Genomic DNA, 26,293 nt, shown 5'->3' with positions numbered 1-26,293 from the left:
CCAGCTTGTCCGCCGGGAAGGGCCATGGTCCGGCATGCCTGACGCCTTGCGCGGCGGGGGGCGGCGATGAAGCGCGGTCTTTCGCTGCGCCAGTTGATGCTTGGCTTCGTGGCGCTGTTCTGGCTGCTGGTGGCCGGCGCGCAGTTCACCTTCATCATGTATACCTACACCACCGAGGTGCTCTCCGAGATCCGCCTGGTGGTGCGCCACGCGGGCGACAATCTGGCAGCCAATCTGGAAGCCGGCCTGCAGGATGGCGACGAGCGTCACGCAAGGCAGATGGTCGTGCAGATGCATACCCTGCCGCACCTGCGCTATGCGGCCTATCTGGATGAACGCGAGGTGGTGCGCTTTGCCAGCGTGGAGGAGATGGTCGGCGCGCCGCTCGCCGGCGATCTGCAGCCGCCGGCGAGTCTGCTGGGCGAGGCGCGCCGGCGGCTGGCCGGGCAGATCGTCGATGATGCTGAGCGCGACATGCTGTGGGCGGCGTTTCCGGTGCGCCTGGGGTCGGAAGGGCGCAGCGGACTGGTGGTGCTGGCCGCGGATACCGCGGTGATCCAGCGCGAGGCGCTGCGCCGCGCGCTGCGCCAGACCCTGGTGGTGCTCGGGCCGATCCTGCTGCTGTCGCTGGGGATCGGCGTGCTGGTCAAGGTGCTGCTCACCGACCGGATCGAGCAACTGCTGGCCTATACGCGCTCCCTGCTCGAAGGTCAGGATCTGCCGCCGCCGATCAGCGGGCAGGACGAACTCGGCCAACTGGGCGAGCGTCTGGCCGGACTGACCCGCTCGCTGGTCGAGTCGCGCGATTTCCACGTGCATCTGCTCGATGGTATGCCCAATCCGATCTGGCGCGCGGCAGCCGATGGTCAGCGGGATTACGTCAATCGTGCCTGGTTGCGCTTCACCGGCCGCCAACTCGACCAGGAACTGGGCGATGGCTGGACGGTGGGCCTGCATCCGCAGGATGCAGGCCCCTACATGCTGGCCTGGCGCGCCGCATTTGCCGCGCGCCAGCCGTTCGCGGCGGAGTACCGCCTGCGTAGCGCGGATGGTGTCTATCGTTGGATGGCCGACCATGCCGAACCGATCTACGGCGGTGCGCAGGAATTCATCGGTTACATCGGCAGCTGTTTCGATCTGCAGCAGCAGAAGGACGCGGCCGCGCGCATCGCCGCCAACGAGGCGCGCTTCCGGGGTCTGGTGGAGCGTTCGCTGGTAGGCGTGTATGTGATCCAGGGCGGCCGTCTGACGTATGCGAATCCGTGCCTGACCGAATGGTTCGGTTATGCGCCGGGGGAGATCGAGGGCGTGGGGGTCGAGTCGCTGGTCGAGCCCGACGATCTGATGCTGGTGCGCGAGATGCTGCGTCAACGCATGGAAGGCGCCGTGGTGCACTTGAACTACACCTTCCGGGCGCGCCGACGCGATGGCAGCGCATTTCCCGTGGAGGTATTCGGTTCGAGGATCGAACTCGACGGCCGGCCGGCGGTGATCGGCACCATGCTCGACGTGACCGAGCGCGAGCGTGCGCAGGCCGCGCTAGCCGCGGCCGCCGAAGTGGTCGAAGCCAGCCCCACGGTGCTGTTCCGCTGGGCGCCGGAAGACGGCCAGCCGGTGCGTTACGTCTCGGAGAACGTCAGCCGCTGGGGCTACCGCGCGGCGGACATGATGGCGGAGGGCTTCCGCTTCACCGACCTCGTGCATGCGGAGGACCGTGTGCGCATCGGCGAGGAGGTGGCGGCCCATCTGGCCGAAGGGCGGCACGAATTCGTGCAGGAATATCGCCTGTGCAAGGCGGACGGCGAATACATCTGGGTCGAGGATCTGGTCAGCGTGCACTGCGCGGCCGATGGCACGGTGGCCCATTTCGCGGGGCTGATCACCGACATCAGCGAGCGCCATGCCGCGCAGGAGGCGCTCCAGCAGCTCAACACCGAACTGGAGGAGCGCGTGGCGCGGCGCACCGAGGAGCTCGCCGCGCTCAACAAGGAACTGGAAACCTTTGCCTACTCGGTGTCGCATGACCTGAAGGCGCCGCTGCGCGGCATCGATGGCTACAGCCATCTGCTGCTGGAGGACTACGGCGCACGACTCGACGAGGAAGGCCGCCTGTTCATCGCCAACATCCGCAACGGCGTGGCCCAGATGGGCCGGCTGATCGACGACCTGCTGGCCTATTCGCGCATCGAGCGGCGCAGCCTGCAATTTGTCGACATTCCCCTGCCCGAAATGGTGCGTGGCATACTTGCCGAGCGCGCCGCCGAGCTGGAGGGCGGCGCCACCCGGGTCGAAGTCGATGTGCCGGATCTCGTGGTGCGTGCCGACCCGGACGGTCTGGCGCAGGCATTGCGCAACCTGATCGACAACGCCTTCAAGTATTCCCGTGCCGCCGAGCACCCCGTGGTGCGCATCGGCGCGGCCGCAGAGGAACGCGCGCACCATATCTGGGTGCAGGACAACGGGATCGGTTTCGACATGAAGTTCCACGAACGCATCTTCGAGATCTTCCAGCGCTTGCAGCGTGCCGAGGACTATGCCGGCACCGGGGTCGGGCTGGCCATCGTGCGGCGCGCGCTGACCCGCATGGGCGGGCGCGTGTGGGCCGAGAGCGCCCCCGGCGAAGGCGCCACCTTCCACCTGGAGCTGCCGCGATGAACGATCCGCTTTCGCCCGCCCGCTCCATCCTGCTGGTCGAGGACAACCCCGCCGACCTCGATCTCACCCGCCGTGCATTCACCCGCAGCCGCCTGGTCAATCCGCTGCTGGTCGCGCGCGACGGCCAGGAAGCGCTCGATTTCGTGCCGCGCTGGGAAGCCGGCGAGCCGCTGCCGCTGGTGGTGCTGCTCGATCTCAAGCTGCCCCGCGTGCATGGCCTGGAAGTGCTGCGCCAGTACCGCGAGAATCCGGTCAGCCGGGGCGTGCCGGTGGTCGTGCTGACCACCTCCAGCGAGGACGCGGACATCGACACCGCGTATCAGCTGGGCGCCAACTCCTACATCCTCAAACCGGTCGGCTTCGACAAGTTCATCCAGGTCGCCGGGCAGATCGAACTGTACTGGTGCGCGCTCAACGTACCGCCACGCAACTGAAGAGGGTGCGATGAAGGCGCTGTACGTCGAAGACAATCCTACCGACGCCGATCTGCTCGCACGCACGTTCGCGCGCGAATTGCCCGACGCCCGGCTGGAACTCGCTGCCAGTCTGGCCGAGGGAGTGGAGAAACTGGCCGGTGGCGAGCTGCCCGACGTGGTGCTGGCCGACCTGCGCCTGCCCGACGGTTCCGGCCTGGAACTGCTCAACTGGGTGCGCGAGCGCAGTCTGCCGGTGGCCTTCGTGCTGCTCACCGGCTCGGGGGACCAGAACGCCGCGGTGGCCGCGCTGAAGGGCGGCGCCGACGACTATCTGGTCAAGGAATCCGGCAGTCTGCGCCGCCTGTCCAGCACGCTCAACGCGGCGCTCGCGCGTGCCCGGCAGGAGCGCCTGAGCCGCCACCGCCCGGTGCGCGTGCTGTATGCCGAGCATCACCGCTTCGACATCGAGCTGACCCGCCGCCATCTCGCCACCACCGCCCCGCACCTGCGTCTGGAAGTGGTGGATGGTGCCGCCGCCGTGCTCGAACGCCTGGCCGGTCCGGAAGGCGCGGGCCGCTACGACGTGCTGCTGCTCGACTACCAGCTGGCCGGCATGGACGCGCTGGATCTCACCAAACTGTTGCGCCAGGAGCGCGGGCTGGACCTGCCCATCGTGCTGATCACCGGCCAGGGCAGCGAGGAGGTGGCCGCGCAGGCCCTGCGCCTGGGCGTTTCCGAATACCTCGTCAAGCACGCCGGCTATCTGCACGAGTTGCCGGTGGTGGTCGACAAGGTCTTCCGCCAGGCCGAACTGGCCCGCGAGCGCATCGCGTTGCGCGACGCCGTCGACAAGCTGCGCCTGCACGCGGCGGTGGTCGACAGCACCCACGACGGCGTGGTGATCACCGATCTCGACGCCAACATCGTTTCGGTCAACCGTGCATTCTCGGCGGTCACCGGCTACAGCCAGGAAGAGGTGATCGGGCAGAATCCGCGCTTCCTGCAATCCGGCCGGCACGACCGGGGCTTCTACCAGGCCATGTGGGCGGAGCTGTCCGAGGCCGGGCACTGGCAGGGCGAGCTGTGGAACCGGCGCAAGTGCGGCGAACTGTATCCCGAGTGGCTGACCCTCAGCGCGGTGTGCGACGAGAACGGCGCGCGCACGCACTACGTCGGCGTGTTCACCGATCTGAGCAAGCTGAAGAGTACCGAAGAGCGCCTGGCCCACCTCGCGCACCACGACCCGCTCACCGGCCTGCCCAACCGCCTGCTGGTGATCTCCCGGCTCGAGCATGCGGTGGAGGTGGCGCAGCGCAAGGGGCAGCGCCTGGCGGTGCTGTTCCTCGACCTGGACCGCTTCAAGACGGTGAATGACAGCCTCGGCCATTCGGTGGGGGATGAGCTGCTGCGCGAGGTGGCCGGCCGTTTGCGCTGCCGGCTGCGCGAGGAAGACACCCTGGGCCGCCTGGGCGGCGACGAATTCATGGTGCTGCTGGAAGACCTCGAAGTGCCCGAGGACGCTGCGGTGGTCGCCAATGACCTGATCGGCGTGCTGGCGGAGCCCTTCGCGCTGTCCAGCGGGCCGGAAGTGTTCATCCACGCCAGCGTGGGCATCAGCCTGTATCCCGACGACGGCGACGACCACCTCGCGCTGGTGCGCAACGCCGACGCGGCGATGTACCGCGCCAAATCGCAGGGGCGCAACACCTACGGCTTCTACACCGAAGACCTGACCCGCTCGGCCAGCCGCCGGCTGGAACTGGAAACCCGCCTGCGTCGGGCGCTGGCCAACGGCGAGTTCGTGCTGTACTACCAGCCGGTCAAGGCAGTGGCCGACGGCCGCCTGCTCGGTGCCGAGGCGCTGGTGCGCTGGCTGCCGCCGGGCGAACCCATGGTGTCGCCCGCCGACTTCATCCCGATCGCCGAGGAAACCGGGCTCATCGTGCCGCTCGGCGAGTGGGTGCTGCGCACCGCCTGCGCCCAGTTGCGCGAGTGGCTCGATGCCGGCTACCCGGCCGGTTCGGTGGCGGTGAACCTGTCGGTGGAGCAGATCCGCCGCAGCGACATGGAAACCCTGCTGCGCGACGTGCTCGCCGAGACCGCCCTGCCGGCGCACCGGCTGGAACTGGAAATCACCGAGAGCAGCCTGATGGAGCACGGCGATCAGGCCGAAACCCTGCTCTCCGCCCTGAAGGCGCTCGGCGTCGGCCTGGCCATCGACGACTTCGGCACCGGTTACTCCTCGCTGGCCTACCTGAAGCGCTTTTCCATCGACAAGCTGAAGATCGACCGCAGCTTCGTCAAGGACCTGGCCGACGATCGCAACGATCTCGCCATTGCCGCCGCCATCGTCGCGGTGGCGCGTGCGCTGGACATCTCGGTGCAGGCCGAGGGCGTGGAAACCGAAGCCCAGCTCGGGCTGCTGCACGAACTGGGGTGCGGCGTCTTCCAGGGGTATCTGTGCAGTCCGCCGTTGCCCGCGGATGCGTTCCGCGAGCGCTTCCTGGCGCCGGGCAGGACGTGATGGCGGTATTTTCCCCCTTCGTCTGATCCGCGGATCCGGCGCATTCCATCGTGGCCGGGTGTCTTGAGCGGCAGCGGAGTTCGCCGGCCCGGCGCGGGTGACGGCAGGGGGTGGAGAGCGCGAGAAAGGCTTGACAAGCGCACTGCCGGTAAGTGATAAGTTATCACTTTACATTTTGGTCCGGCAGGGAAAACGCCTCGTTTTCGTGCCGGGAAGGAAACCTCATCGTGCCGCATTTCGAATTCAACGCCCTGACCTTGCTGCTCGCGCAGATCTCCTCGGTACTGGTCGTTTCGCGGGCACTCGGGATGATCACGCGCCGCCTCGGCCAGCCGCTGGTGATCGCCGAGGTGCTCGCCGGCATCGTCCTCGGCCCCTCGCTGCTGGGCTGGCTGTGGCCGGAGGCGGCGGTCGCCCTGTTTCCCGCGCAATCCATGCCGGTGTTGCAGATGCTCGCCCAGGTCGGCCTGGTGCTGTTCATGTTCCTGGTCGGCCTGGAATTCGATGCCCGCCTGCTCAAGGGGCATGCGCGCTCCTCGGTGATCATCAGCCACACCAGCATCGTCGTGCCGTTCGCGCTGGGCGCGGTGGCGGGCTGGTGGCTGTATGAAGGCTACGCCGAAGAGGGCGTGTCCTACCTGTCCTTCGTGCTGTTCCTCGGGGTGGCGATGAGCATCACCGCCTTTCCGGTGCTCGCCCGCATCCTGTCAGAGCGCCATCTGCTCGGTTCCCGCGTCGGGGCGATCACCATGGCGTGCGCGGCGGTCGACGATGTCACCGCCTGGTGCATCCTGGCCTTCGTGGTTGCCGTGGCGCGTGCGCAGGGGCTGCAGCAGGCGCTGTGGACGACCTTGATGGCCCTGGTGTTCATCACCGTGATGCTCAAGCTCATGCGCCCCTTCCTGGAGCGCCTGGGCGAACGGGTGGCGAGCCGCGAGGGGCTCACGTCCGCATTGGTCGTGCTGGTGCTGCTGCTGTTGTTCATTTCCAGCACGGTGACCGAGATGATCGGCATCCATGCGCTGTTCGGCGCCTTCCTGTTCGGCGCCATCCTGCCGAAGAGCGGCCGTCTGGCCGAAATGCTGATCGAGAAACTCGAGACGGTGGCGGTACTGTTGCTGCTGCCGCTGTTCTTCGCCTACAGCGGGCTGCGCACCGAGATCGGTTTGCTGAACAGCACGCAGGACTGGATGGTGGCGCTCGCGCTGATCGGCGTGGCCTCGCTCGGCAAGTTCGGCGGCAGCACGCTGGCGGCGCGTCTCACCGGCATGCGCTGGCGGGAGGCAAGCGCGCTGGGCATCCTGATGAACACCCGCGGGCTGATGGAACTGATCGTGCTCAACATCGGCCTGGATCTCGGGGTGATCTCGCCGACGGTGTTCACCATGATGGTGATCATGGCCCTGGTGACCACGGTGGCCACCACCCCCATCCTGGCCCTGGTATATCCGGACCGGGAACTGGCGCGCGACCGCCTGAGGGATGGACGCGCCGCGGAGGAAGAGGCGCCCGCCCCGGTCACCGCCATGGTGTGCATCTCGAACAGCGACCGTGGCGTGGCGCTGGCCACGCTGGCCGGTACCCTGCTGGCCCGCCAGAACGCGCACATCTACGCGCTGCACCTGCGCGAGCCCAGCGACAGTCCATCCGCCATGCTGCGCAAGGATACGGATACCGAGGATGGACCGCTGGGCCCCTTCCTGCGGCGCATGGGCAAGCAGAACCTGGACGTGCGTCCGCTGAGCTTCGTGTCGTCCGAGCCGGCCGCGGACATCTGCCGCACCGCGCGCGCCAAGCGCGCCTCCATGGTGCTGCTGGGGGCGCACAAGCCCTTGCTGCTGGAAAGCAGCCTGGACGGTACCGTCAGCGAAGTGATCGAACAGGCGCCCGGCACGGTGGGCGTGCTGATCGATCATGGCCTGGAGCGCATCCAACGGGTGCTGGTGGCCTGCGCCGGAGACCCGGGCGACCGGGAGGCTGTCCGCCTGGCAGCCCGGCTGTGCAGCGCGCCCAACGCCAGGCTGAGTCTGCTGTACATCCGGCCGCCCAGACGGGCGGCCGATGCCGAGGTGCCGGCCGAGTTGCTCGAACTGGCGGGGCCGGAGGCCGAGGTGAAGGCCGTTGTGCATCCTTCGCCGGCCACTGCGGCGCTTGCCGAGTCGCGTCTCGGGTATGATCTGGTGGTCATCGGCAAGCATGACGTGTGGGGGCTCTCGGGCGGCCGCTTCGGTCTGCGCCGGCACATGCTGGCGGAGTCGCCCGCATCGCTCCTGGTGATCGCCGGGGCGCCCGCCGCCGCCGACGCCGCGCAGGAAGCCGTACCCCAGCCGCCCGCCGCTCAAACCCTCTGAAGCTGTTTCCCAGTCCCATGCATTTCGGTGCCACGCTCCGCCTGCTGCGTATCGATTCGGGCCTCAGCCTGCGCGATCTGGCGCGCCGGCTGAGGGTGTCGAGCGCCTACCTCAGCCGTGTCGAAAAGGGCCTCGACGCCGCGCCCACCCCCGCGCGCCTGGCCGATGTGGCCAAGGAACTGGAGGTGCCGGCCACGCTGCTGATGGACCTCGCCCAGCGCATCAGCCCGCTGGTCGTCGATTATGTGGAGCGGGTGCCGGATGCCGGTTCCCTGTTCCTGGAAATTGCCCACCGCAATCTGAATGCCGCGCAACTGGCGGAGGTGCGCGCGATGCTGGACGAGCGCTTCCCCGTGGCCAGGCCCGCCGGGTTGCCGCGCGGCGCGGCGCTGGCCGATCTGCTGGCCCCGGAGCGCATCGTGCTGGGCCTCAGCGGTGCGAGCATGGAGGATGTGCTCGATCTGGCCGCCGGGCGTCTGGCGGAAAGCCTGCCGGGCACCGATGCGGTGTCGCTCGCCCGGCTGCTGCGCGCCAGCGAGGCCGAGGTCTCGAGCGCCATCGGCGGCGGGATCGCCGTGCCCTGTGGATACGTTTCCGGCGTCGGTGCGCTGGCGGCGGTGGTCGTGCTCAACGAAGCGCTGCACTATGACACGCCGGATGGCCAGCCGCTGCGCGCGGTGATGGTGCTGCTGGGGCCGCGCGACGATCCCGGCCGGCGGCTGGTGCTCGCGCGCATCGCCGGGCTGGCGGCGCGCGGCATGGCGGAAGCGCTGGCCGGCGCGCAGAGCGCCGAGGAAGCGTACCGCTGGATCACCCACCAGAGTTACCTGCCGCTCGACGTGCGTTGAGCGGGATGTGTCGACGGCCGCGGCGGGGAAGCCGTGGGCCGTTTTCGGGTATCGGGTGAATCTTCAGCGCCGTGTGTGCAGTGCCGACGCCATGCGCGCCAGCGCGCTGTCCAGGATGGACGGCGGGCAGCCGAAGTTCAGCCGCACGAAACCCGGTGCGCCGAACGGCGCGCCGTCCGACAGGCCGACGCCGCCGGCCTCGAAGAATGCAGCCGGCTTCTCCAGGCCGGCCGCGCGGCAGTCGATCCAGCTCAGATAGGTGGCTTCCGGCGCCACGCTGTGCAGACCGGGCATGGCTGCCACGGCCTCGGCCACGCGTGCGCGGTTGGCGCGCATTTTTTCCAGCAGGGCCGCCCGCCACGGACCGCCGTCGCGGTAGGCCGCCTCGCAGGCCACCAGGCCGAGCAGATTCACATGCGGCACGATGCCGCGCATCTGCGCACGGAAGCGCCGGCGCAGCCCCGCGTCCGGGATGATCGCCAGCGCGCAGTACAGCGAGGGAATGTTCCAGGTCTTCGAGGGCGCCATCAGCGTGATCGTGCGCCGGGCCACCGCCGCGTCGAGCGCGGCGATGGGCAGGTGGGCGCGCTGCTCATCGAGTACCAGGCCGCAGTGGATTTCATCGCTGCAGATCACCAGATCGTGGCGCTCGGCCAGATCGGCGATCCAGGAGAGTTCGTCGCGGTCGAACACCCGGCCGACCGGATTGTGCGGGTTGCACAACAGGAACAGGCGCGTGCGCGGGCCGATCGCGGCCTCCACGGCATCGCGCTCCCAGCTCCAGCGCCCGCCGTCGAGCACCAGCGGGCGGCTGACCAGACGGCGCGTGCTGTTTTCCGGCGCGGACAGGAAGGGCGGATAGACCGGCGTGGCGGTGAACACTTCGTCGCCCGGCTCGCCGGTCGCCCGGCAGGCGAGGTTGAGCCCGCTGACCACGCCGGGCAGCCAGACCAGCCAGTCCGCCTGCACCCGCCAGCCGTGGTCGCGCGCGATGCCGTCGATGACCGCTTCGACGAGCGAGGGCCAGGGGTCGGTATAGCCCAGCACGCCGTGGGCGAGGCGCGCGCGCAGTGCCTCGAGCACCACCTCCGGGGCGGCGAAATCCATGTCCGCCACCCACAGCGGCAGGATGTCGCGGCCGGCGTAGCGTGCCCATTTCTCCCCGGGCAGCGAACCTCGGTCGATGATGCGGTCAAAGTCGGGACACCGTGTCATGCGCGTCTCCATGGAGGCGCACAGTGTAACCCGGTGTTGCCGCTGTCCGACCCGTCGGCCCTGCGGATACAATTGCGCCAAAACATCCGGAACGTGCAGGAGGAGACCATCGTGCAGGATGTCATCACCCATCCGGACGGCATTCATGCCCTGGATTCCGGCTATGGCCGGCCACAACTCGCGGCGATCCACCTGATCGTCCATGAAGGCCGCGCGGCCATCGTCGATACCGGTACCAACGCTTCGGTGCCCCGCGTGCTGGCGGTGCTCGCCGGACTCGGCGTGGCGCCCGACGCGGTCGACTGGGTGCTGCTCACCCACATCCATCTGGACCATGCCGGCGGCGCCGGCAGCCTGATGTGCGCGTTGCCCAACGCCCGCCTGGTGGTCCATCCGCGCGGCATGCGCCACATGGCGGACCCTTCGCGGCTGTGGGAAGGCACCTCGGCGGTGTATGGCGCGGAGCGCGCCTTCGCCCTGTACGGGCGCATCGTCCCGGTGCCGGCGGAGCGCATCCGCCCGGCCACCGACGGCGAGGTGCTGCAGCTGGGCGGCCGCCGCCTGCGCATCCTCGACACCCCGGGGCACGCCCGCCACCATCTGTGCATCTGGGACGAGACCGCGCGCGCCTTCTTCACCGGTGACACCTTCGGCCTGTCTTATCGCGAACTGGACGTGGATGGCCGTGCCTTCGTGTTCCCCACCACCACGCCGACCCAGTTCGACCCGGACGCGATGCACGCCTCCATCGACCGGCTGATGTCGTATTCGCCCACGGCGATGTATCTCACCCACTACAGCCGGGTCACCGAGGTGGAGCGTCTGGCCGCCGACCTGCACCGCCTGCTCGACACCCAGGTGGCGGTGGCCCGCGCGGCGCGCGGGGAGGGCGTGGCGCGACACGTCGAGATTCTCGCCGGGCTGGAGCAGATCGTCCGCGAGGAGGCCGCCCGGCAGGGCTGGACCGTCGATGAGAACGAAGCGCTCGAAGTGCTGCGCGACGACTTGGTGCTCAATGCCCAGGGGCTTGGCGTCTGGCTGGACAGCCTGCGCGAGGTCGAGACCGTCTGAGCGCGGCGCCCCGCCGGGCGGGTAGAATGCCGTCCTTTGCCGCCCGGAAGCTTCGATGGCCGCCGCCGTTCTCGCCGATATCGACCCTGCCCGCCGTTTCGGCGGCATCGCCCGCCTGTATGGAGAGGGCGCGCTCGGGCGTCTGTCCGCCGCACATGTCTGTGTGGTCGGCATCGGCGGGGTGGGGTCGTGGACGGCCGAGGCGCTGGCGCGCAGCGGCGTCGGGCGGCTCACGCTGATCGACCTCGATCACGTCGCCGAATCCAACATCAACCGGCAGGCCCACGCACTGGAAGGCACGCTGGGCCAGGCCAAGGTGGTGGCCATGGCCGGGCGCCTGAAGGCCATTCACCCGGGCATGCGCGTCGACATGGTGGAGGATTTCGTCACGCCGGAGAATGCCGCCGGTTTGCTGCGCGATTTCGATTTCGTCGTCGATGCCATCGACGACGTGCGCGCCAAGGTGGCCATCGTGCTGGGCTGCCGCGCGCGTGGCATACCGCTGACGCTGACCGGCGGCGCGGGTGGCAAGACCGACCCGTGCGCGGTGCGCGTGGAGGATCTGGCGCGTACCGTGCAGGATCCGCTGCTCGCCCGCCTGCGCTCCCTGCTGCGCAAGGAATACGGTTTTCCGCGCGAACCGCGCAAGCGTTTCGGGGTGGAGGCGGTCTATGTGGACCAGCCGTTGAGCCGCCCCCCGGCCGCCTGTGGGCCGGGGCGAGGTCCGCAGGGGCTGGCATGCGCGGGCTACGGATCGAGCATGATGATGACCGCCACCGTCGGTCTGGCGGCCGCCGCGCGGGCGGTGGAACGCCTGCTGGCCCAGCCGGCGGGCGGCAAGGAGGGGTGAGCATGGGTGTCGCGGATGCGGTGATTCTGTTCGGCCATGGCGCGCGCGATCCGGAATGGGCCGGGCCAATGCGGCGCACCCGCGAGCGCATACTGGCCGAAGCGCCCGGGCTGCGGGTGGAACTGGCCTTTCTAGAATTCATGGAACCCCGGCTCGACGAACTCCTCGACCGGCTGGCCGCCGACGGCGCGCGCGAGGTGTCCGTGGTGCCGATGTTCCTCGCCCAGGGCGGGCACCTCAAGCGCGATCTGCCGGCGTTGATCGCCGCCGCGGGCGCGCGCCATCCCGACATGCGCATCATGCTCGGTGCCGCGGTGGGCGAGGATGAGGGCGTGGTCGCGGCAATGGCCGCGCGGGCGCTGGCCGGCGCCCGCGGTGGCTGACTGACTCAGCGCAGGCGATTGCCGGCGCCGGAGGAGGTCAACCCGGTGCCCCACAGCGCGGGGGCCAGACGGCGGGCGCTTTCCTCGGCCTTGCGGATCTTCCAGGCTTCCTGACGGATCAGGCGTTCCGCCGGCGTGCCGGAACTGGCATGCGGCGCAGGGTCGATCAGCCCGTCGCGCAGCGCGCGGCTGGCTTCCTGGAGGAACAGGCGCTCTTCCTCCACATCCAGTGCGTGCTGCTCCAGGTAGCGCAGGGTCTGGAAACCGCCGACGACGACGAACACGATCATCATCAGCACGGCGGTGGGCAGGTGAAAGGCAACCGGCGTGGTGTCCTGCGCCATGACCGCGCCCGACAGGCCGAAGCCGACCAGCAGGATGACGCCCGCCGTGCTCAGCAGGCCGGTGTACAGGCGACGGCGGCGCATATGTTCCTTGGCGATCATGGCCTCGGCCAGATTCACGAGACTGGCCCAGATCGGGGCGGAACCGCGAAACCAGTCGGGTGTCGGCGTGGCAGGGATGTTCTGGGTGCTCATGGCGATTCTCCCTATATCCCATAGTTGTTATGAGGTTTTGTGGGGACGGCGGACTGCCCATCGGAGGCAGCGTCGTGAGGCAAATGATGCTGTGCATCATGCGCCGGTGGAATCGGCCGATCCCGCCAAGCGGTTGTCAGGATTTCCTGACAACCGGCGGGTGGCCCCAAGGATGGATTGGCCGCGTGATCGGCGCGCGCCCGGCGGGGAGCCGGGCGCATTCCACACGGGCCGCCGGCGTGGTAGCGTGTGCCGCATGCCTGTTTCCCTGACCCTGTCCCTGAGCGTACGTACGCTGCCCGAGGCGCGCGAGGCGGCCCGTCGCGGCGCGGCGCTATGCGGCGGATCGGTCGCGGTGGAGACCGGCCTGACGGAACTGCTGGTCAACGCCGTCGAACATGGCAATCTGGGCATCGATCATGCGTGCAAGGCCCGTCTGCTGGCCAATGGCACCTGGGCGTCCGAGGTGGAGCGCCGCCTGGCCGAATCGGCGCGCGGGCGCCGGTACGCGCGCCTGCGCGCCTGGCGCAGCGGGCGCGGCTGGTGCTTCGAGATCGCCGACGCCGGCGCGGGCTTCGACTGGCGCCCCTGGCTGGATCTGGCCGCCACGCGCGGCACGGCGCCCAACGGGCGCGGCATCGCGCTGGCCGCGGCGCTGTATTTCGACCGCCTGCGTTTCCTGCCGCCGGGCAACCGGGTGCGTGCCTGGGTGAATGGCCCGCCGGGCAGCGCCGGCCGGCCGGGACACGCGCGTGGGCGCGCCATCGCATACAATCGCGCGCCATGAACGCGCACGCCACCTCTCCTTCCGTCCATGGCGCGGAGGATTCCCCGCTCGGCCGTCCGGTCGCCTACCGCGATACCTATGCGCCGGAGCTGCTGTTTCCCATCGAACGCCGCCTCAAGCGCGCGGAGCTCGGCGTCGATCCGGCCGCGCCGCCCTTCGTCGGCGCGGATCTGTGGAATGCCTACGAGCTGTCCTGGCTCAACCTGCGCGGCAAGCCGGTGGTGGCCCTGGCACGCTTCACCGTGCCGGCCGATTCGCCCCGGCTGATCGAATCCAAGTCGCTCAAGCTCTACCTGAACGCGTTCAACCAGAGCCGCTATCCGGACGCCGACGCGGTGCGCGCATTGATCGAGAAGGATCTGTCCGCGGCCGCCGGCGCGCCGGTCGGGGTGGCCGTAGAACCGCTGGGGAATGCGCCCACGCGCGTGTTCGGCGTGCCGCAGGGCGTGTGCATCGATGACCTGGACGTCGAGATCGATGCCTACCAGCCGCGTCCCGATCTGCTGCATTGCCTGCCGGAGGGCGGAGAGGTCGGTGAAACCCTGTATTCCCACCTGCTCAAGTCGAACTGCCTGGTCACCGGACAGCCGGACTGGGGCATGCTGGTCGTGCGCTACCGGGGAGCGCCCATCGATCGCGCCGGCCTGCTGCGCTACGTGGTCTCCTTCCGCGGGCACGACGAATTCCACGAGCAATGCGTGGAGCGTGTGTTCTGCGACCTGATGGCGCGCTGCAACCCCCGCGGCCTGCTGGTCTGGGCGCGCTACACGCGGCGCGGCGGGCTGGACATCAACCCATGGCGCGCCACCCCCGGAGAGACCCCGCCGGCTAATACGATGGAAATACGCCAATAGGCCGCCCGGGCTGTCAACCGGCCCATGGATTCGTGCGTTATGTCCTTGACCGGACCAGGGCATGTTCACGCTATCCCCGGCGGTCGCGCCGCCACCCAACCGGGCGCAGATCAAGGCGCGGCGACGCGGCAATGCTGCAGCCTTGCAAGGAGCCGCAACGCCGAGATGCGCCCGGTTGGGTGGCGGCCCTTCGGGTGGGTCTGTGTGGCCGTCTGGCGGCGTTGCGCTCGTTGTCAAGGGAACCACCCTTGACGGCCTCGCGCGCCTTGCCAGACAGCCACACAGACCCACGCGATCCGCCGCGGATAGCGTGAATATGCCCTAGCGGTCGGGCGGGTAGGCAAGATGCCCACCATGGTTTAGTATCCGCCCACCTTTTTATTTCACTCACCCAGAGGAACGCACCATGAAGCTGTTCGTTGCCGCCGCGGTTGGCGCCTGTATGCTGTCCGCCGCTCCTGCCTTCGCCTCCGCCGATCTGGCCAAGGCCAAGAACTGCATGGCCTGTCATGCGGTGGACAAGAAGCTTGTCGGCCCTGCCTACAAAGACGTTGCCGCCAAGTACGCCGGTCAGGGCGATGCGGCTGCGACGCTGGCCACCAAGATCCAGAAGGGTGGCGTGGGCAATTGGGGCCAGATCCCGATGCCCCCCAACCCGCAGGTGAATGATGCCGACGCCAAGGCGCTGGCCGAGTGGGTGCTGACGCAGAAGTAAGCGGCACGCCGCAAGACAACAAAAAACCAGCCCGCGGGCTGGTTTTTTGTTGCGTGGGCGCAGTGTGGCGGGCCGGCCTTTCAGGCCTGCAGGCTGTCGGCGAAAGTGAGTGCGCTGAGGTGCGCACGGTTGAGTTGTTCGGGCGTGACGTGCAGTTCGGCGGCCGCGGCCGCGAGCGCGCCGCCGTCGAAGTTCTCGCACAGGGCGGCGAGCTTGAGGAAGGGGGCGTATTCCCCCTGTTCGTAGAGCAGGGCCTCGGTGATGCCGGCAGGCAGGTTCATCTCGTCGAGCAGGGCCTGCATCGAGGTGCCGAGCAGCACGTTGAGCAGCGAGAAGGCGCCGGTGATGAACAGGTTGTCGAGCTGCGACTTGTCGAAGAAACCGGCACCGACTTCCTCCATGAAGCGTCCGCGCGCGATCGCGGTCTGCATCATGGCCTGGGCGCCGGGGTCGCGGCTGGCGGTGACCAGCAGCAGCGACAGCCATTTGTTGAGGTTGTCGTAGCCGAGAATGCTGACCGCGTGGCGGAAGGACTGGATTTCGCACATCAGCCCGAAGCCGGCGGAGTTGATGTAGCGCAGCAGCTTGTAGGACAGCGCCACGTCCTGCTTGAGTACCGTCTCGATTTCCTTGATGTCGGCGTTGTTGCGCACCAGGTTGAGCAGCCGGACGATCTGCGCGTGCGCCGGGGAAAGCGCCTTGGGGGGCGGATTGCCGTGCAGGAAGAACCAGCCGGAGGCACCGTCGTAGCCCGCGCCCACCGCCTCGCGGAAGGCCGGCACGTCGGCCAGCCCCCAGGCCAGGCTGAGTCCGGGGGCGCCGCCGGGTTTGGCGTTGCGCCGTGCGTCGAGCAGCGTGAAGCGCCAGTCGGCGTCGGCCGGCGGCTGGGTTTCCGGGGTGTACCAGCTCAGGCAGGTGCTGATGCCGGCCTCGCGCAGTTGCGGCAGCAGGGCCAGGGTCTGGGGGTGGGCCAGGGTCTGCGCGGGGATTTCCACCATGGCGTTGGGCGGCGCGTTCCAGCCCATCAGCTCGGGAGTCGGCACCAGGCGGCCGAGGCAGACGAACACCGTGTGGCGCGTGGGCCAGATATCGGCCAGGGCGTTGAGGGTGTCGACCACCGCGCCGACGTTCGGGCCATGGGCGATGAGCCGGTTGGCGGTGATCGAGCGGCTCTTGTTGACCACGGGCTCGCGGGTGAGGATGGTGGTCTGGCTCATGGCGTTCAGGTGGTCGAGAAAGTGAAGGAATCGGCCAGGAAGGCGTCCTCGGGCAGGCCGCAGCGTTCGATGAAATCCTTGCGCGCCGCGTCGATCATGCCCGGTGCGCCGCAGGCATACACCTCGTGGGCGGAAAGGTCCGGCAGATCTTCCATGACGGCATGGTGTGCCAGCCCGCGACGGCCCTCCCATCCGGCATCGGCGTCCGTCCCGGAGAGTACAGGAACATAGTGGAAGCCGGGAAGCGTGCGTTCCCATTCGCGCGCCAGGGCGTCCATGTACAGCCCGGCGCGGTCACGCGATCCCCAATAGAGCGTCATCGGCCGGGCGATGCCGAGGTGCGCGGCGTGTTCGACGATGGACTTGAGCGGCGCGAAGCCGGTGCCGCCGGCCAGCAGCACGATCGGCGCCCGGCTGTCCTCGCGCAGGAAGAAACTGCCCAGCGGGCCCTCGAAGCGCAGGATGTCGCGCTCCTTCATGCTCTCGAACACCTGGGTGGTGAAGCGTCCGCCCGGTACCTTGCGGACGTGCAGTTCGAGGTGTCCGGCATCGTGCGGGGCGTTGGCGATCGAGAAGCTGCGCCGTGCGCCGTCGGCGAGCAGGAAATCGATGTACTGCCCGGCGCGGAACTGGAACGCCTCGCTGGCCGGCAGGCGCAGGTCGAGGATCATCACATCGTCGGCAGCGCGTTCCAGGCGCTGCACCCGACAGGGCAGCTTCTTCACCGGGAAGTCGCCTACCCGCGTCACGCCGCGCACCTCCAGTTGCAGATCGGAGCGTGCCATGGCGCGGCACAGCAAGGTGACGCCGGCGGCGCGCTCGGCATCGCTCAGCACTGCGGAAGCGGGCGCGCCGGGATCGATCTCGCCGCTCAGCACCTTGCCCTTGCAGGCGCCGCAGGCGCCGTTGCGGCAACCGTGCGGGAGCAGCAGGCCGGCGGCCAGCGCGGCGTCGAGAAGCGTCTGTTCGGGTTCGGCGGAGAAGTGTTGGCCGCCGGGTTGCAGGGAAATCTGGAAAGCCATGTTGCGTGAGATAATCCTGACTCTATGAAGAACGTCCTGATCGTCGGCTGCGGCGACGTCGCGCGCCGCGCGATCCCGTGGCTGGTCCGCCGCTTCCGCGTGTTCGCCCTGGTGCGTGATCCCTCCACCGCCGCCACGTTGCGCGCGCTCGGCGCGCGGCCCCTGTTCGGCGACCTCGACCAGCCACGCAGCCTGGCGCGTCTGGCGGGAATGGCGGATATGCTGCTGCATTTCGCTCCGCCGCCCGGCGAAGGCCTCGCCGATCCGCGTACCGCGCACCTGCTGGCCGCGCTGGCGCGCCGCCGCAGCATACCACAGCGCATCGTGTACATCAGTACGACCGGGGTATATGGCGATTGCGCAGGACAGCGGATCGACGAGACCCACCCCCGCCAGGCGCGCACCCCGCGCGCGCGCCGCCGCGTGGACGCGGAGAACCGTTTGCGTGCCTTCGGCCGGCGTCACGGCGTGCGCCTGGGCGTGCTGCGCGCGCCGGGCATCTACGCGGCCGACCGTCTGCCGCTGGAGCGCCTGCGGCGCGGCGATCCGGTGCTGCTTGCCGGAGAGGACGTGCACACCAACCACATCCATGCCGAGGATCTGGCCTGGCTGGCCTGCGTGGCGCTGTTCCGCGCGCGCGGCGGGCGGGCCTACAACGCGGTGGACGATACGCACATGAAGATGGGCGACTATTTCGATCTGGTCGCCGATACCTTTGGGCTGGTGCGCCCGCCACGCCTGCCGCGCGCGCAGATCGCCGAACGCCTGTCACCGGCCACCCTGTCGTTCATGTCGGAGTCGCGCGTGTTGAGCAACCAGCGCCTCCGGCGGGAACTGCGTACGCACCTGCGCCATCCCAGCGTGCGCGACGGTCTGCGCGCCGCGCTCGCGGATGCCGGCCTTCCCGCAGCCTGAATCGTTTCCTGGAGAGTCCATCCCCATGCTGGTCGTCAAGTCCCTGCACATCATCTTCGTGGTCGCCTGGTTCGCCGGGCTGTTCTATCTGCCGCGCCTGTTCGTGAACCACGCGATGGTCACGGACGCGGCCACCATCGAGCGCCTGACGCTGATGGAGCACAAGCTGTACCGCTTCATGACCCCGTTGGGCATCCTGGCGGTCGGCCTGGGCCTGTGGCTGTGGCTGGGCTACGGTTTCCAGGGCGGCTGGCTGCACGTCAAGACCACGCTGGTGCTCGGGCTGGTGGGCTATCACCTGTACTGTGGCAGGTTGCTGCGCGATTTCGCCGCCGGGCGCAACACGAAGAGCCATGTGTGGTTCCGCGTGTTCAACGAAGTGCCGGTGCTGGTGCTCTTCGTGGTGGTCTTCCTGGCCGTGCTGAAGCCGTTCTGACCCGCGCCGCCGGCCCGCTACAATGGCGGGCCGCAGCGGCTCCTTCCGCCTTGTTCCGCTCCGCCTGCGCGCGGGCGCGCCTACTGGAAATCCCATGTCCGAGCAGTTTTTCTCCCCTTGTCCGCGTGGCCTGGAAGCGTTGCTGGCCGATGAGCTGAGCACGCTGGGCGCCACCGACGTTGCGGCCGTGCCCGGCGGCGTGGCCTTTGCCGGCGACTGGCCGACCTGCTACCGGGTCAATCTGGAAAGCCGGCTGGCCACTCGCGTGCTGTGGCGCGTGGCCGGCGGGCGTTACCGTGGCGAAGAGGATCTGTACCGGCTCGCCTATGGGCCGACCTGGGCGCGCTGGTTCACGCCGGACGACACACTGCGGGTCTATGTGACCGCCAAGCAGTCGCCGCTGAAGAGCCTGGAATTCGTCACCTTGCGCATCAAGGACGCGGTGTGCGACCACTTCCGCACCGTGGCCGGGCGGCGGCCCAGCGTGGATACCGCCGATCCGGCGGTGCGCATCCATGCCTTCCTGACCCGCGACACCGCCACGCTGTACCTCGATACCTCGGGCGAGCCGCTGTACCGGCGCGGCTTCAAGCGCGCCGCCGTGGAGGCGCCGCTGAAGGAGAACCTGGCCGCCGGCATCCTGCGCCTGAGCGGCTGGCGGCCGGACGAGGCGCTGGTCGATCCGATGTGCGGCAGCGGCACCTTCCTGCTGGAAGCCGCGCAGATCGCCCTGGACATCGCGCCGGGCCTGGGGCGCGGGTTCGCCTTCGAGCGCCTGCGCCAGTTCGACCGCGCGGTCTGGGCAACGCTGCGCCGCGACGCGGAGGCACGCCGCCAGCCGGTGCGCCGTCTGGCGCTGTACGGCTCCGACATCGTCGGCGAGCAGGTGCGCCGCAGCCGGGTGAACCTGGAGGCCGCCGGCCTGGTGGATGCGGTGTACCTCGACCGCGCCGACGTGCTGGAACGCCAGGCGCCCGCGCCGGAAGGCGTGCTGGTGGCCAATCCGCCGTACGGCGTGCGCATCGGCGAGCAGGAGGAACTGGCCGCGCTGTATCCCAGGCTGGGGGACGCGCTCAAGCGCAACTGGAGCGGCTGGCGGGCCTATCTGCTGTCGGCCGACCCGGCGCTGCCCAAGCTGATCGGCCTGAAGGCCAGCAAGCGCACGCCGCTGTTCAACGGCGCGCTGGAATGCCGGGTGTTCGAATACCGCATGGTGGCCGGCTCCAACCGGCGGGGGGAGGCACCCGACGCCGGTTGAGGCGGCCCGGAGCCTGCCTGCGCAAAGATCGCGGGCAGGCGCTCAGACGATGTCCAGGTGCTGGATGCCGGACTGCAGGTCGCGCTCGCCGTGCTGGCTGTTGAGCTTGATGTGCAGGCGCAGGTCGTTGATCGAGTCGGCGTTGCGCAGTGCGTCCTCGTAGGTGATCAGGTCGGCCTCGTAGAGGTCGAACAGGCTCTGGTCGAAGGTCTGCATGCCCAGTTCGCGCGAGCGCTTCATCACGTCCTTGATGCCCGGCACCTCGCCCTTGAAGATCAGGTCGGCGATCAGCGGCGAGTTGAGCAGCACTTCCACCGCCGGCACCCGGCCCTTGCGCTCCTTCATCGGCAGCAGGCGCTGCGAGATCAGCGCGCGCAGGTTCAGCGACAGGTCCATCAGCAGTTGCTGGCGGCGGTCTTCCGGGAAGAAGTTGATGATGCGGTCGAGTGCCTGGTTGGCGCTGTTGGCGTGCAGCGTGGCCAGGCACAGGTGGCCGGTCTCGGCGAAGGCGATGGCGTAGTCCATGGTTTCGCGGTCGCGGATCTCGCCCATCAGGATCACGTCGGGCGCCTGGCGCAGGGTGTTCTTCAGCGCCAGTTCCCAGGAGTCGGTGTCGATGCCGATCTCGCGCTGCGAAACGATGCAGTTCTTGTGCGTGTGCACGTATTCGATGGGATCCTCGACCGTGATGATGTGGCCGTAGGAGTGCTCGTTGCGGTAATCCACCATGGCGGCCAGCGAGGTGGTCTTGCCGGTGCCGGTGCCGCCGACGAAGATCACCAGCCCGCGCTTGGCCATGGCGATGTCGCGCAGCACCGCGGGCAGGCCGAGATCGTCGAAGGTGGGAATCTGCTGGGCGATGGTGCGCAGCACCAGGCCGACGCGCCCCTGCTGGATGTAGGCATTGGCGCGGAAGCGGCCGATGCCCGCCGGCGAGATGGCGAAGTTGCATTCCTTGGTGGATTCGAACTCGGCGGCCTGCCGGTCGCTCATGATCGCGCGCGCCAGTTCGGCGGTGTGCTGCGGCGAGAGCGCTTGGTTGGACTGGGGGACGATCTTGCCGTCGATCTTGATCGCCGGCGGAAACCCCGAAGTGATGAACAGGTCGGAGCCCTTCTTCTGCAGCATCAGCCGCAGCAGGTCGTGCATGAATTTGAGTGCCTGGTCGCGTTCCATCGTGCCTTCCTCCGGCCGGGGTTTCCGGCGGATTGGTCGGGGGTCGTGCCGGCTTCCCGGCCGGCCGACTTAGAGCCTGTGTGCGATCTTTTCATGGGTCCATGAAAAATCGTAGACAGGAGGCTCTTACATGAAGCTGTCCTTGTTCTGCGCGCGCACCTTGGCTTCCGCCGCGGAGACGATGTTGCGCCGTACCAGATCGGCCAGACACTGGTCCAGCGTCTGCATGCCGACGTTCTGGCCGGTCTGGATGGCCGAGTACATCTGGGCGATCTTGTTCTCGCGGATCAGGTTGCGGATGGCCGGGGTGCCGATCATGATCTCGTGTGCCGCCACGCGGCCGGAGCCGTCCTTGGTCTTCAGCAGGGTCTGCGAGATCACCGCGCGCAGCGATTCGGAGAGCATCGCGCGCACCATGTCCTTCTCGGCCGCCGGGAAGACGTCCACGATGCGGTCGATGGTCTTGGCCGCCGACGAGGTGTGCAGGGTGCCGAACACCAGGTGGCCGGTCTCGGCGGCGGTGAGCGCCAGGCGGATGGTTTCCAGGTCGCGCATCTCGCCCACCAGGATCACGTCCGGATCCTCGCGCAGCGCGGCGCGCAGCGCGTTGGAGAAGGACATGGTGTCGCGGTGTACCTCGCGCTGGTTGATCAGGCAGCGCTTGGATTCATGCACGAATTCGATCGGGTCCTCGACGGTGAGGATGTGACCGTATTCGTTTTCATTGACGTAATCGACCATCGCCGCCAGCGTGGTGGATTTGCCCGAGCCGGTCGGCCCGGTGACCAGCACGATGCCGCGCGGCTGGTCGGCGATCTCCTTGAAGATCTTCGGACAGTTGAGCTGTTCGAGGGTCAGCACCTTGGACGGAATGGTACGGAACACCGCGCCCGCGCCGCGGTTCTGGTTGAACGCGTTGACCCGGAAGCGTGCCAGGTTGGGCACCGCGAAGGAGAAGTCGCACTCCAGCGTTTCCTCGAACTGCTTGCGCTGGGCGTCGTTCATGATGTCGTACACCATCGCGTGTACGTCCTTGTGCTCCATCGGCGGCAGGTTGATGCGGCGCACGTCGCCATGCACGCGGATCATCGGCGGCAGGCCGGCGGAAAGATGGAGGTCGGAGGCGGAGTTCTTGACCGAGAAGGCCAGCAGTTCGGTGATGTCCATGCGCGGCTCGGGGCTCTGGCGGCGGGGGCGGGCGGCCCGGGCCGTGCGCGGCCCGGTGCTATACTCTGGCGGCCTCATTCCGGCGGCCAAGGCAGGCGCTATATGACATCAATCTCCACCAACTTGCAAGCCGTGAACGCACGCATCCATGCGGCCGCGCGGGCCTGCGGGCGGGGAGCGGAAGAGGTTGCCCTGCTGGCGGTGAGCAAGACCTGGCCGGCGGCGGCCGTGCGCGAAGCGGCCGCCGCCGGCCAGCGCGCGTTCGGCGAGAACTACGTGCAGGAAGGCTGCGCCAAGGCCGAGGAGCTGGCCGGACTGGGGCTGGAATGGCACTTCATCGGCCCGCTGCAGAGTAACAAGACGCGCCCGGTGGCGCAGTGCTTCGACTGGGTACACAGCATCGACCGGCTGAAGATCGCCGAGCGCCTGTCCGCCCAGCGCGACGTGCATCGGCCGCCGCTCAACGTGTGCATCCAGGTCAACGTGAGCGGCGAGGACAGCAAGAGCGGTGTGGCGCCGGAAGAGGCCGTCGCGCTCGCCCACACGGTGGCCGCGCTGCCGCGCCTGCGGCTGCGCGGACTGATGTGCATTCCCGAACCGACCGATGATGCTGCGCTGCTGGCCGCGCGCTTCGGCGTGCTCGGCGTGCTGCGCGCGCGCCTGGCCGGCGAAGGGCTGGAACTCGATACCCTGTCGATGGGCATGTCGCACGATCTGGAGGTGGCGATCGCCGCCGGGGCCACCATCGTGCGCGTGGGCACGGCGATCTTCGGCGCGAGGCGCCCGGCCTGAGCATCCTTCCCGGCAGCGCCACTCAACCCTCACTCCTTAGTGGAGCAACGACGATGGGCATGAAAATCAGTTTTCTCGGCGGCGGCAACATGGCCGCCGCGTTGATCGGCGGTCTGGCCGACAAGGGTTTTGCCGGCGCCGATCTACAGGTCGTCGACCTGCAGGCCGACAACCGCGCGCGCCTGACCGAGCGTTTCGGCGTGCGCGCGGTGGAAGGCGCGGATGAACAATGGCTGGCCGCCGACGTGCTGGTGCTGGCGGTCAAGCCGCAGCAGATGAAGGCCGCGCTGGCGCCGATGGTCGGGCGCCTGGGCACGCAGCTGGTGGTCAGCATTGCCGCCGGGCTGGGGCTGGATGCCCTGTCGCGCTGGCTGGGCGGGCATCGCCGGCTGGTGCGCGCCATGCCCAACACCCCGGCACTGATCGGCGCCGGCATCACCGGGTTGTATGCCGATCCCACGGTCGATGCCGCCGGACGCGCGGCCGCCGAACAGGTGCTGTCGGCGGTCGGCGGCACGGTGTGGGTGGACAGCGAGGCGCAGATCGATGCGGTGACGGCGATCTCCGGCAGCGGGCCGGCCTATGTCTTCCATTTCATCGAGGCGCTGCAGACCGCCGGGCGCGAGTTCGGCTTCGATGAAGCCACGGCGCGCCGCCTGGCGGTGGAAACCGCGCTGGGCGCGGCCAGGCTGGCTGCCGCCGCCGACGAGCCGGCGAGCGTGCTGCGCGAGCGCGTGACCTCCAAGGGCGGCACCACCGAGGCTGCGCTGCGTACCCTGGCGAGCGCCGGCTGGCACGATGCGCTGGTGGCCGCGGCGCGCGCGGCCGCCGCGCGCGGGCGCGAGCTGGGCGCCGAACTGGGCAAGGACTGAGGGAGAGACGGAGCCATGCTGGGCAACATCCTGCTGTTGATCCTCGACGTCGCGGTCGGCCTGCTGACCCTGCTGCTGCTCGCGCGCTTCCTGCTGCAATGGGCGCGCGTGCCCTTCCACAACCAGATCGGCCAGTTCGTGCTGGCCGCCACCGACTGGCTGGTGCGTCCGCTGCGCCGCTTCATCCCGGGGCTGTTCGGCATGGACCTGGCCAGCCTGCTGCCGGCCTGGGTGCTGCAGACCCTGCTGGTGTTCATCGAACTGAGCGTGCGCGGCATGCCGCTGGGCGGCGATACCGCCAGCGTGCTGCTCGGCCTGTGGGTGTGGGGGCTGGTGGGCGTGGTGCGCATGCTCATCTATCTGGTGTTCGGCATCGTGCTCATCTCCGCCGTGTTGTCCTGGGTGAGCCCGCACGCGCCGGCCGCGCCGCTGTTCCATCGCTTGGCGGAGCCCTTCCTGCGACCATTCCGCCGGCTGATTCCGCTGGTCGCCAACGTGGACCTGTCGCCGCTGGCGCTGCTGCTGGTGCTGCAGATCCTGTTGATGCTGATCGGTGGGCTGCGCGGCGCCTTCGCGCCGCTGCTGTTCGGCGGATGAGCCATTCCTGGCTGAAGCAGGTGGGCGACGATGCGGTGGTGCTGGCCCTGCACGTGCAGCCCAACGCCCGGCGCACCGAATTCGCCGGGCCCCATGGCGAGGCGATGAAGCTGCGCCTGGCCGCGCCGCCGGTCGACGGCAAGGCCAATGCTGCGCTGTGTGCCTATCTGGCGGAATTCTGCGAGGTGCCGCGCGTCGCCGTCAGTCTGGTCAGCGGCGAGAGTGCCCGCGCCAAGCGCGTGCGCATCGACGGCCTGGACGAGGAGGCGCTGCTGCGCCTGCGCCGTCTCGGCTGAATACTGCGCGCCGCCCACCGGGGCGGACGGCGCGTTGCGTGGCGGCTTCAGCCGCCGTACATCACCTGACCTTCCACCAGGGTATGAACGACCCGGCCGGGCAGTTCCTGGCCGAGGAAGGGCGTGTTCTTGCCCTGGCTCTTCAGCGTCTGGCGGCTCACCGGGGTACTGGCGGCCGGATCGAACACGCAGATATCCGCGCGTGCGCCCGGCGCCAGATGGCCGGCCTTGGTGATGCCGACGATCTTCGCCGCGTCCGCGGTGACGCGCGACAGCGCCGCCGGCAGCGCGGTGCCGGTTTCCCGCGCCCATTTCAGGGTCAGCGGCAGCAGCAGTTCCAGGCCGGTGGCGCCGGTTTCGGATTCGCTGAACGGGGTCTGTTTGCCGTCGTCGTCCACCGGGGTGTGGTCCGAGCACAGCGCATTGATGCGCCCGTCGGCCAGCGCGGTGCGCAGTGCGTCGCGGTCGCGGGCGTCGCGCAGCGGCGGCACCAGGTGGCAGTTGGCGTCGAAGTGGCCGATGTCGCGGTCGCACAGGTGCAGGTGGTTGATCGACACGTCGCAGGTCACGTCCATGCCGTCGGCGCGCGCCTGCTCGATCAGGCGCAGGCCGGCCGCCGAGGACAGGCGGGTGATGTGCAGGCGCGCGCCGGTGGCCTGCGCCAGTTGCAGATAGGTGTACAGCGCCACGGTCTCGGCCGCCACCGGGATGCCGGGCAGGCCTAGGCGGGCGGCGTACTCGCCGTCGTGGGCGAAGCCGCCGCGCGACAGGAAGGGGGCCAGCGGCTGCAGCCACACGCGGAAATCGAAGGTGGCGGCGTACTGCAGCGCGCGCAGCAGCACGGCGTTGTCGACGATGGGCACGTTGGCCTGCGAGAAGGCCACGCAGCCGGCTTCCACCAGCTCGGCCATCTCCGACAGGCGTTCGCCCTTGAGGCCGATGGTGAGCGCGCCCACCGGGTAGATGTGCGCGCGGTTGAGCTTCTTGGCGCGGTAGCAGAGCATTTCCACCAGCCCGGGTTCGTCCAGCGCCGGGTCGGTGTCCGGCGGAATGGCCAGGCTGGTGACGCCGCCGGCCATCGCCGCTTCCATCTCGGATTCCAGCGTGGCGCGGTATTCGAAGCCGGGCTCGCGCAGACGCGCGGCCACGTCGATGAGGCCGGGGCAGACCACCAGGCCGCTTGCGTCGATGCTGCGTTCGGCCTGGAAGCCGTCCGGTGCCGTGCCGTGGGCGACGATGCGCCCGCCGGCGATGAACAGGTCGGTGACGGCGTCGGTCTGGTTGGCCGGGTCGATCACCCGGCCGTTGGCGATGCGGATCTTCATTGGGGGTCTGTC

Annotated in this window: 25 protein-coding genes; 18 read left to right on the top strand and 7 right to left on the bottom strand. The window is 69.0% G+C overall.

Annotated features, from left to right (window positions below; genetic code table 11):
• The first annotated feature begins 66 nt into the window (after positions 1 to 66).
• The 5 genes from E6C76_RS14950 (at position 67) to E6C76_RS14930 (ending at position 8,794) form a co-directional block, all read left to right on the top strand.
• Positions 67 to 2,655 (top strand): PAS domain S-box protein, encoded by a 2,589-nt coding sequence (locus tag E6C76_RS14950; protein ID WP_136349035.1) that lies wholly within the window; start codon positions 67 to 69, stop codon positions 2,653 to 2,655.
• On the top strand, positions 2,652 to 3,089 hold the full coding sequence (locus E6C76_RS14945) for a response regulator (protein ID WP_136349034.1): 438 nt from the start codon (positions 2,652 to 2,654) through the stop codon (positions 3,087 to 3,089). Before E6C76_RS14950 ends, E6C76_RS14945 begins: the two co-directional genes overlap by 4 nt.
• A 10-nt stretch (positions 3,090 to 3,099) precedes the next feature.
• A complete protein-coding gene (locus tag E6C76_RS14940) occupies positions 3,100 to 5,595 on the top strand; it encodes a two-component system response regulator (protein WP_136349033.1) in 2,496 nt (831 codons plus the stop codon).
• 227 nt (positions 5,596 to 5,822) lie between these two features.
• The gene (locus E6C76_RS14935; RefSeq protein ID WP_211090236.1) at positions 5,823 to 7,946 is read left to right on the top strand and encodes a cation:proton antiporter domain-containing protein; all 2,124 of its coding nucleotides are present in this window, start codon (positions 5,823 to 5,825) and stop codon (positions 7,944 to 7,946) included.
• Between the two features lie 17 nt (positions 7,947 to 7,963).
• Positions 7,964 to 8,794, top strand: a complete 831-nt coding sequence (locus E6C76_RS14930) for a helix-turn-helix domain-containing protein (RefSeq protein WP_136349032.1) — start codon at positions 7,964 to 7,966, stop codon at positions 8,792 to 8,794.
• A gap of 63 nt (positions 8,795 to 8,857) precedes the next feature.
• Here E6C76_RS14930 and E6C76_RS14925 read toward each other — a convergent pair whose 3' ends face one another.
• Positions 8,858 to 10,009: a MalY/PatB family protein gene (locus E6C76_RS14925; RefSeq protein ID WP_136349031.1), complete on the bottom strand. Its 1,152-nt coding sequence runs from the start codon at positions 10,007 to 10,009 to the stop codon at positions 8,858 to 8,860.
• 111 nt (positions 10,010 to 10,120) lie between these two features.
• On the opposite strand from E6C76_RS14925, the gene E6C76_RS14920 reads away from it, so the two are divergent.
• Genes E6C76_RS14920 through E6C76_RS14910 form a run of 3 tightly spaced genes read left to right on the top strand, consistent with a single transcriptional unit; the run spans position 10,121 to position 12,313 of the window.
• On the top strand, positions 10,121 to 11,080 hold the full coding sequence (locus E6C76_RS14920) for an MBL fold metallo-hydrolase (protein ID WP_136349030.1): 960 nt from the start codon (positions 10,121 to 10,123) through the stop codon (positions 11,078 to 11,080).
• A gap of 55 nt (positions 11,081 to 11,135) precedes the next feature.
• A complete protein-coding gene (locus tag E6C76_RS14915; RefSeq protein ID WP_136349029.1) occupies positions 11,136 to 11,930 on the top strand; it encodes a tRNA threonylcarbamoyladenosine dehydratase in 795 nt (264 codons plus the stop codon).
• 2 nt (positions 11,931 to 11,932) lie between these two features.
• The gene (locus E6C76_RS14910) at positions 11,933 to 12,313 is read left to right on the top strand and encodes a sirohydrochlorin chelatase (protein WP_136349028.1); all 381 of its coding nucleotides are present in this window, start codon (positions 11,933 to 11,935) and stop codon (positions 12,311 to 12,313) included.
• A 5-nt stretch (positions 12,314 to 12,318) separates the two neighbouring features.
• On the opposite strand, the gene E6C76_RS22085 is transcribed toward E6C76_RS14910, so the two are convergent.
• Positions 12,319 to 12,852 carry a hypothetical protein gene (locus E6C76_RS22085; protein WP_168734355.1) on the bottom strand — a complete coding sequence of 178 codons (534 nt, stop codon included), beginning with the start codon at positions 12,850 to 12,852 and terminating at the stop codon, positions 12,319 to 12,321.
• Between the two features lie 256 nt (positions 12,853 to 13,108).
• On the opposite strand from E6C76_RS22085, the gene E6C76_RS22080 reads away from it, so the two are divergent.
• The 3 genes from E6C76_RS22080 (at position 13,109) to E6C76_RS14890 (ending at position 15,208) form a co-directional block, all read left to right on the top strand.
• Positions 13,109 to 13,639, top strand: a complete 531-nt coding sequence (locus E6C76_RS22080) for an ATP-binding protein (protein WP_168734354.1) — start codon at positions 13,109 to 13,111, stop codon at positions 13,637 to 13,639.
• Positions 13,636 to 14,493 carry an NADPH-dependent 7-cyano-7-deazaguanine reductase QueF gene (gene queF / locus E6C76_RS14895; protein WP_136349025.1) on the top strand — a complete coding sequence of 286 codons (858 nt, stop codon included), beginning with the start codon at positions 13,636 to 13,638 and terminating at the stop codon, positions 14,491 to 14,493. The genes E6C76_RS22080 and queF overlap by 4 nt, the downstream gene beginning before the upstream one ends.
• Positions 14,494 to 14,899: 406 nt before the next feature.
• Positions 14,900 to 15,208 carry a c-type cytochrome gene (locus tag E6C76_RS14890; protein WP_136349024.1) on the top strand — a complete coding sequence of 103 codons (309 nt, stop codon included), beginning with the start codon at positions 14,900 to 14,902 and terminating at the stop codon, positions 15,206 to 15,208.
• 80 nt (positions 15,209 to 15,288) lie between these two features.
• On the opposite strand, the gene E6C76_RS14885 is transcribed toward E6C76_RS14890, so the two are convergent.
• Positions 15,289 to 16,425 carry an EAL and HDOD domain-containing protein gene (locus tag E6C76_RS14885; protein ID WP_136349023.1) on the bottom strand — a complete coding sequence of 379 codons (1,137 nt, stop codon included), beginning with the start codon at positions 16,423 to 16,425 and terminating at the stop codon, positions 15,289 to 15,291.
• A gap of 5 nt (positions 16,426 to 16,430) precedes the next feature.
• Entirely contained in the window at positions 16,431 to 17,447 is a 1,017-nt protein-coding gene (locus E6C76_RS14880; protein WP_136349022.1) for a CDP-6-deoxy-delta-3,4-glucoseen reductase, read from the bottom strand.
• Positions 17,448 to 17,471: 24 nt separating this feature from the next.
• Between E6C76_RS14880 and E6C76_RS14875 the strand changes: the two genes are divergently transcribed.
• The 3 genes from E6C76_RS14875 to E6C76_RS14865 all read left to right on the top strand — a co-directional run bounded on the left by E6C76_RS14875 (position 17,472) and on the right by E6C76_RS14865 (position 20,056).
• Positions 17,472 to 18,362 carry an NAD-dependent epimerase/dehydratase family protein gene (locus E6C76_RS14875; RefSeq protein ID WP_136349021.1) on the top strand — a complete coding sequence of 297 codons (891 nt, stop codon included), beginning with the start codon at positions 17,472 to 17,474 and terminating at the stop codon, positions 18,360 to 18,362.
• Positions 18,363 to 18,387: 25 nt separating this feature from the next.
• Entirely contained in the window at positions 18,388 to 18,798 is a 411-nt protein-coding gene (locus E6C76_RS14870) for a CopD family protein (protein ID WP_136349020.1), read from the top strand.
• Between the two features lie 94 nt (positions 18,799 to 18,892).
• Complete coding sequence (locus E6C76_RS14865; protein ID WP_136349019.1) at positions 18,893 to 20,056, top strand: THUMP domain-containing class I SAM-dependent RNA methyltransferase; 1,164 nt, start codon at positions 18,893 to 18,895, stop codon at positions 20,054 to 20,056.
• A gap of 42 nt (positions 20,057 to 20,098) precedes the next feature.
• Here E6C76_RS14865 and E6C76_RS14860 read toward each other — a convergent pair whose 3' ends face one another.
• Both E6C76_RS14860 and E6C76_RS14855 read right to left on the bottom strand, forming a co-directional pair.
• On the bottom strand, positions 20,099 to 21,232 hold the full coding sequence (locus E6C76_RS14860) for a PilT/PilU family type 4a pilus ATPase (RefSeq protein ID WP_136349018.1): 1,134 nt from the start codon (positions 21,230 to 21,232) through the stop codon (positions 20,099 to 20,101).
• A 126-nt stretch (positions 21,233 to 21,358) separates the two neighbouring features.
• Positions 21,359 to 22,399, bottom strand: a complete 1,041-nt coding sequence (locus tag E6C76_RS14855) for a type IV pilus twitching motility protein PilT (protein WP_136349017.1) — start codon at positions 22,397 to 22,399, stop codon at positions 21,359 to 21,361.
• Positions 22,400 to 22,501: 102 nt separating this feature from the next.
• On the opposite strand from E6C76_RS14855, the gene E6C76_RS14850 reads away from it, so the two are divergent.
• From E6C76_RS14850 to E6C76_RS14835, 4 genes are read left to right on the top strand one after another with little or no spacing between them, the layout of a single operon-like run.
• Positions 22,502 to 23,191: a YggS family pyridoxal phosphate-dependent enzyme gene (locus E6C76_RS14850; RefSeq protein ID WP_136349016.1), complete on the top strand. Its 690-nt coding sequence runs from the start codon at positions 22,502 to 22,504 to the stop codon at positions 23,189 to 23,191.
• Between the two features lie 59 nt (positions 23,192 to 23,250).
• Entirely contained in the window at positions 23,251 to 24,063 is an 813-nt protein-coding gene (gene proC, locus E6C76_RS14845) for a pyrroline-5-carboxylate reductase (protein WP_136349015.1), read from the top strand.
• A gap of 15 nt (positions 24,064 to 24,078) precedes the next feature.
• Entirely contained in the window at positions 24,079 to 24,660 is a 582-nt protein-coding gene (locus E6C76_RS14840) for a YggT family protein (protein ID WP_136349014.1), read from the top strand.
• Complete coding sequence (locus E6C76_RS14835; protein ID WP_136349013.1) at positions 24,657 to 24,956, top strand: DUF167 domain-containing protein; 300 nt, start codon at positions 24,657 to 24,659, stop codon at positions 24,954 to 24,956. Before E6C76_RS14840 ends, E6C76_RS14835 begins: the two co-directional genes overlap by 4 nt.
• A gap of 47 nt (positions 24,957 to 25,003) precedes the next feature.
• On the opposite strand, the gene E6C76_RS14830 is transcribed toward E6C76_RS14835, so the two are convergent.
• The gene (locus E6C76_RS14830) at positions 25,004 to 26,281 is read right to left on the bottom strand and encodes a dihydroorotase (RefSeq protein ID WP_136349012.1); all 1,278 of its coding nucleotides are present in this window, start codon (positions 26,279 to 26,281) and stop codon (positions 25,004 to 25,006) included.
• Positions 26,282 to 26,293: the final 12 nt, after the last annotated feature.

This window comes from Pseudothauera nasutitermitis, from assembly GCF_004801295.1.
Lineage (GTDB): Bacteria > Pseudomonadota > Gammaproteobacteria > Burkholderiales > Rhodocyclaceae > Pseudothauera > Pseudothauera nasutitermitis.
Note: the sequence above shows the minus strand (reverse complement) of the source record. Positions and strands in the feature narration are given on the sequence as shown.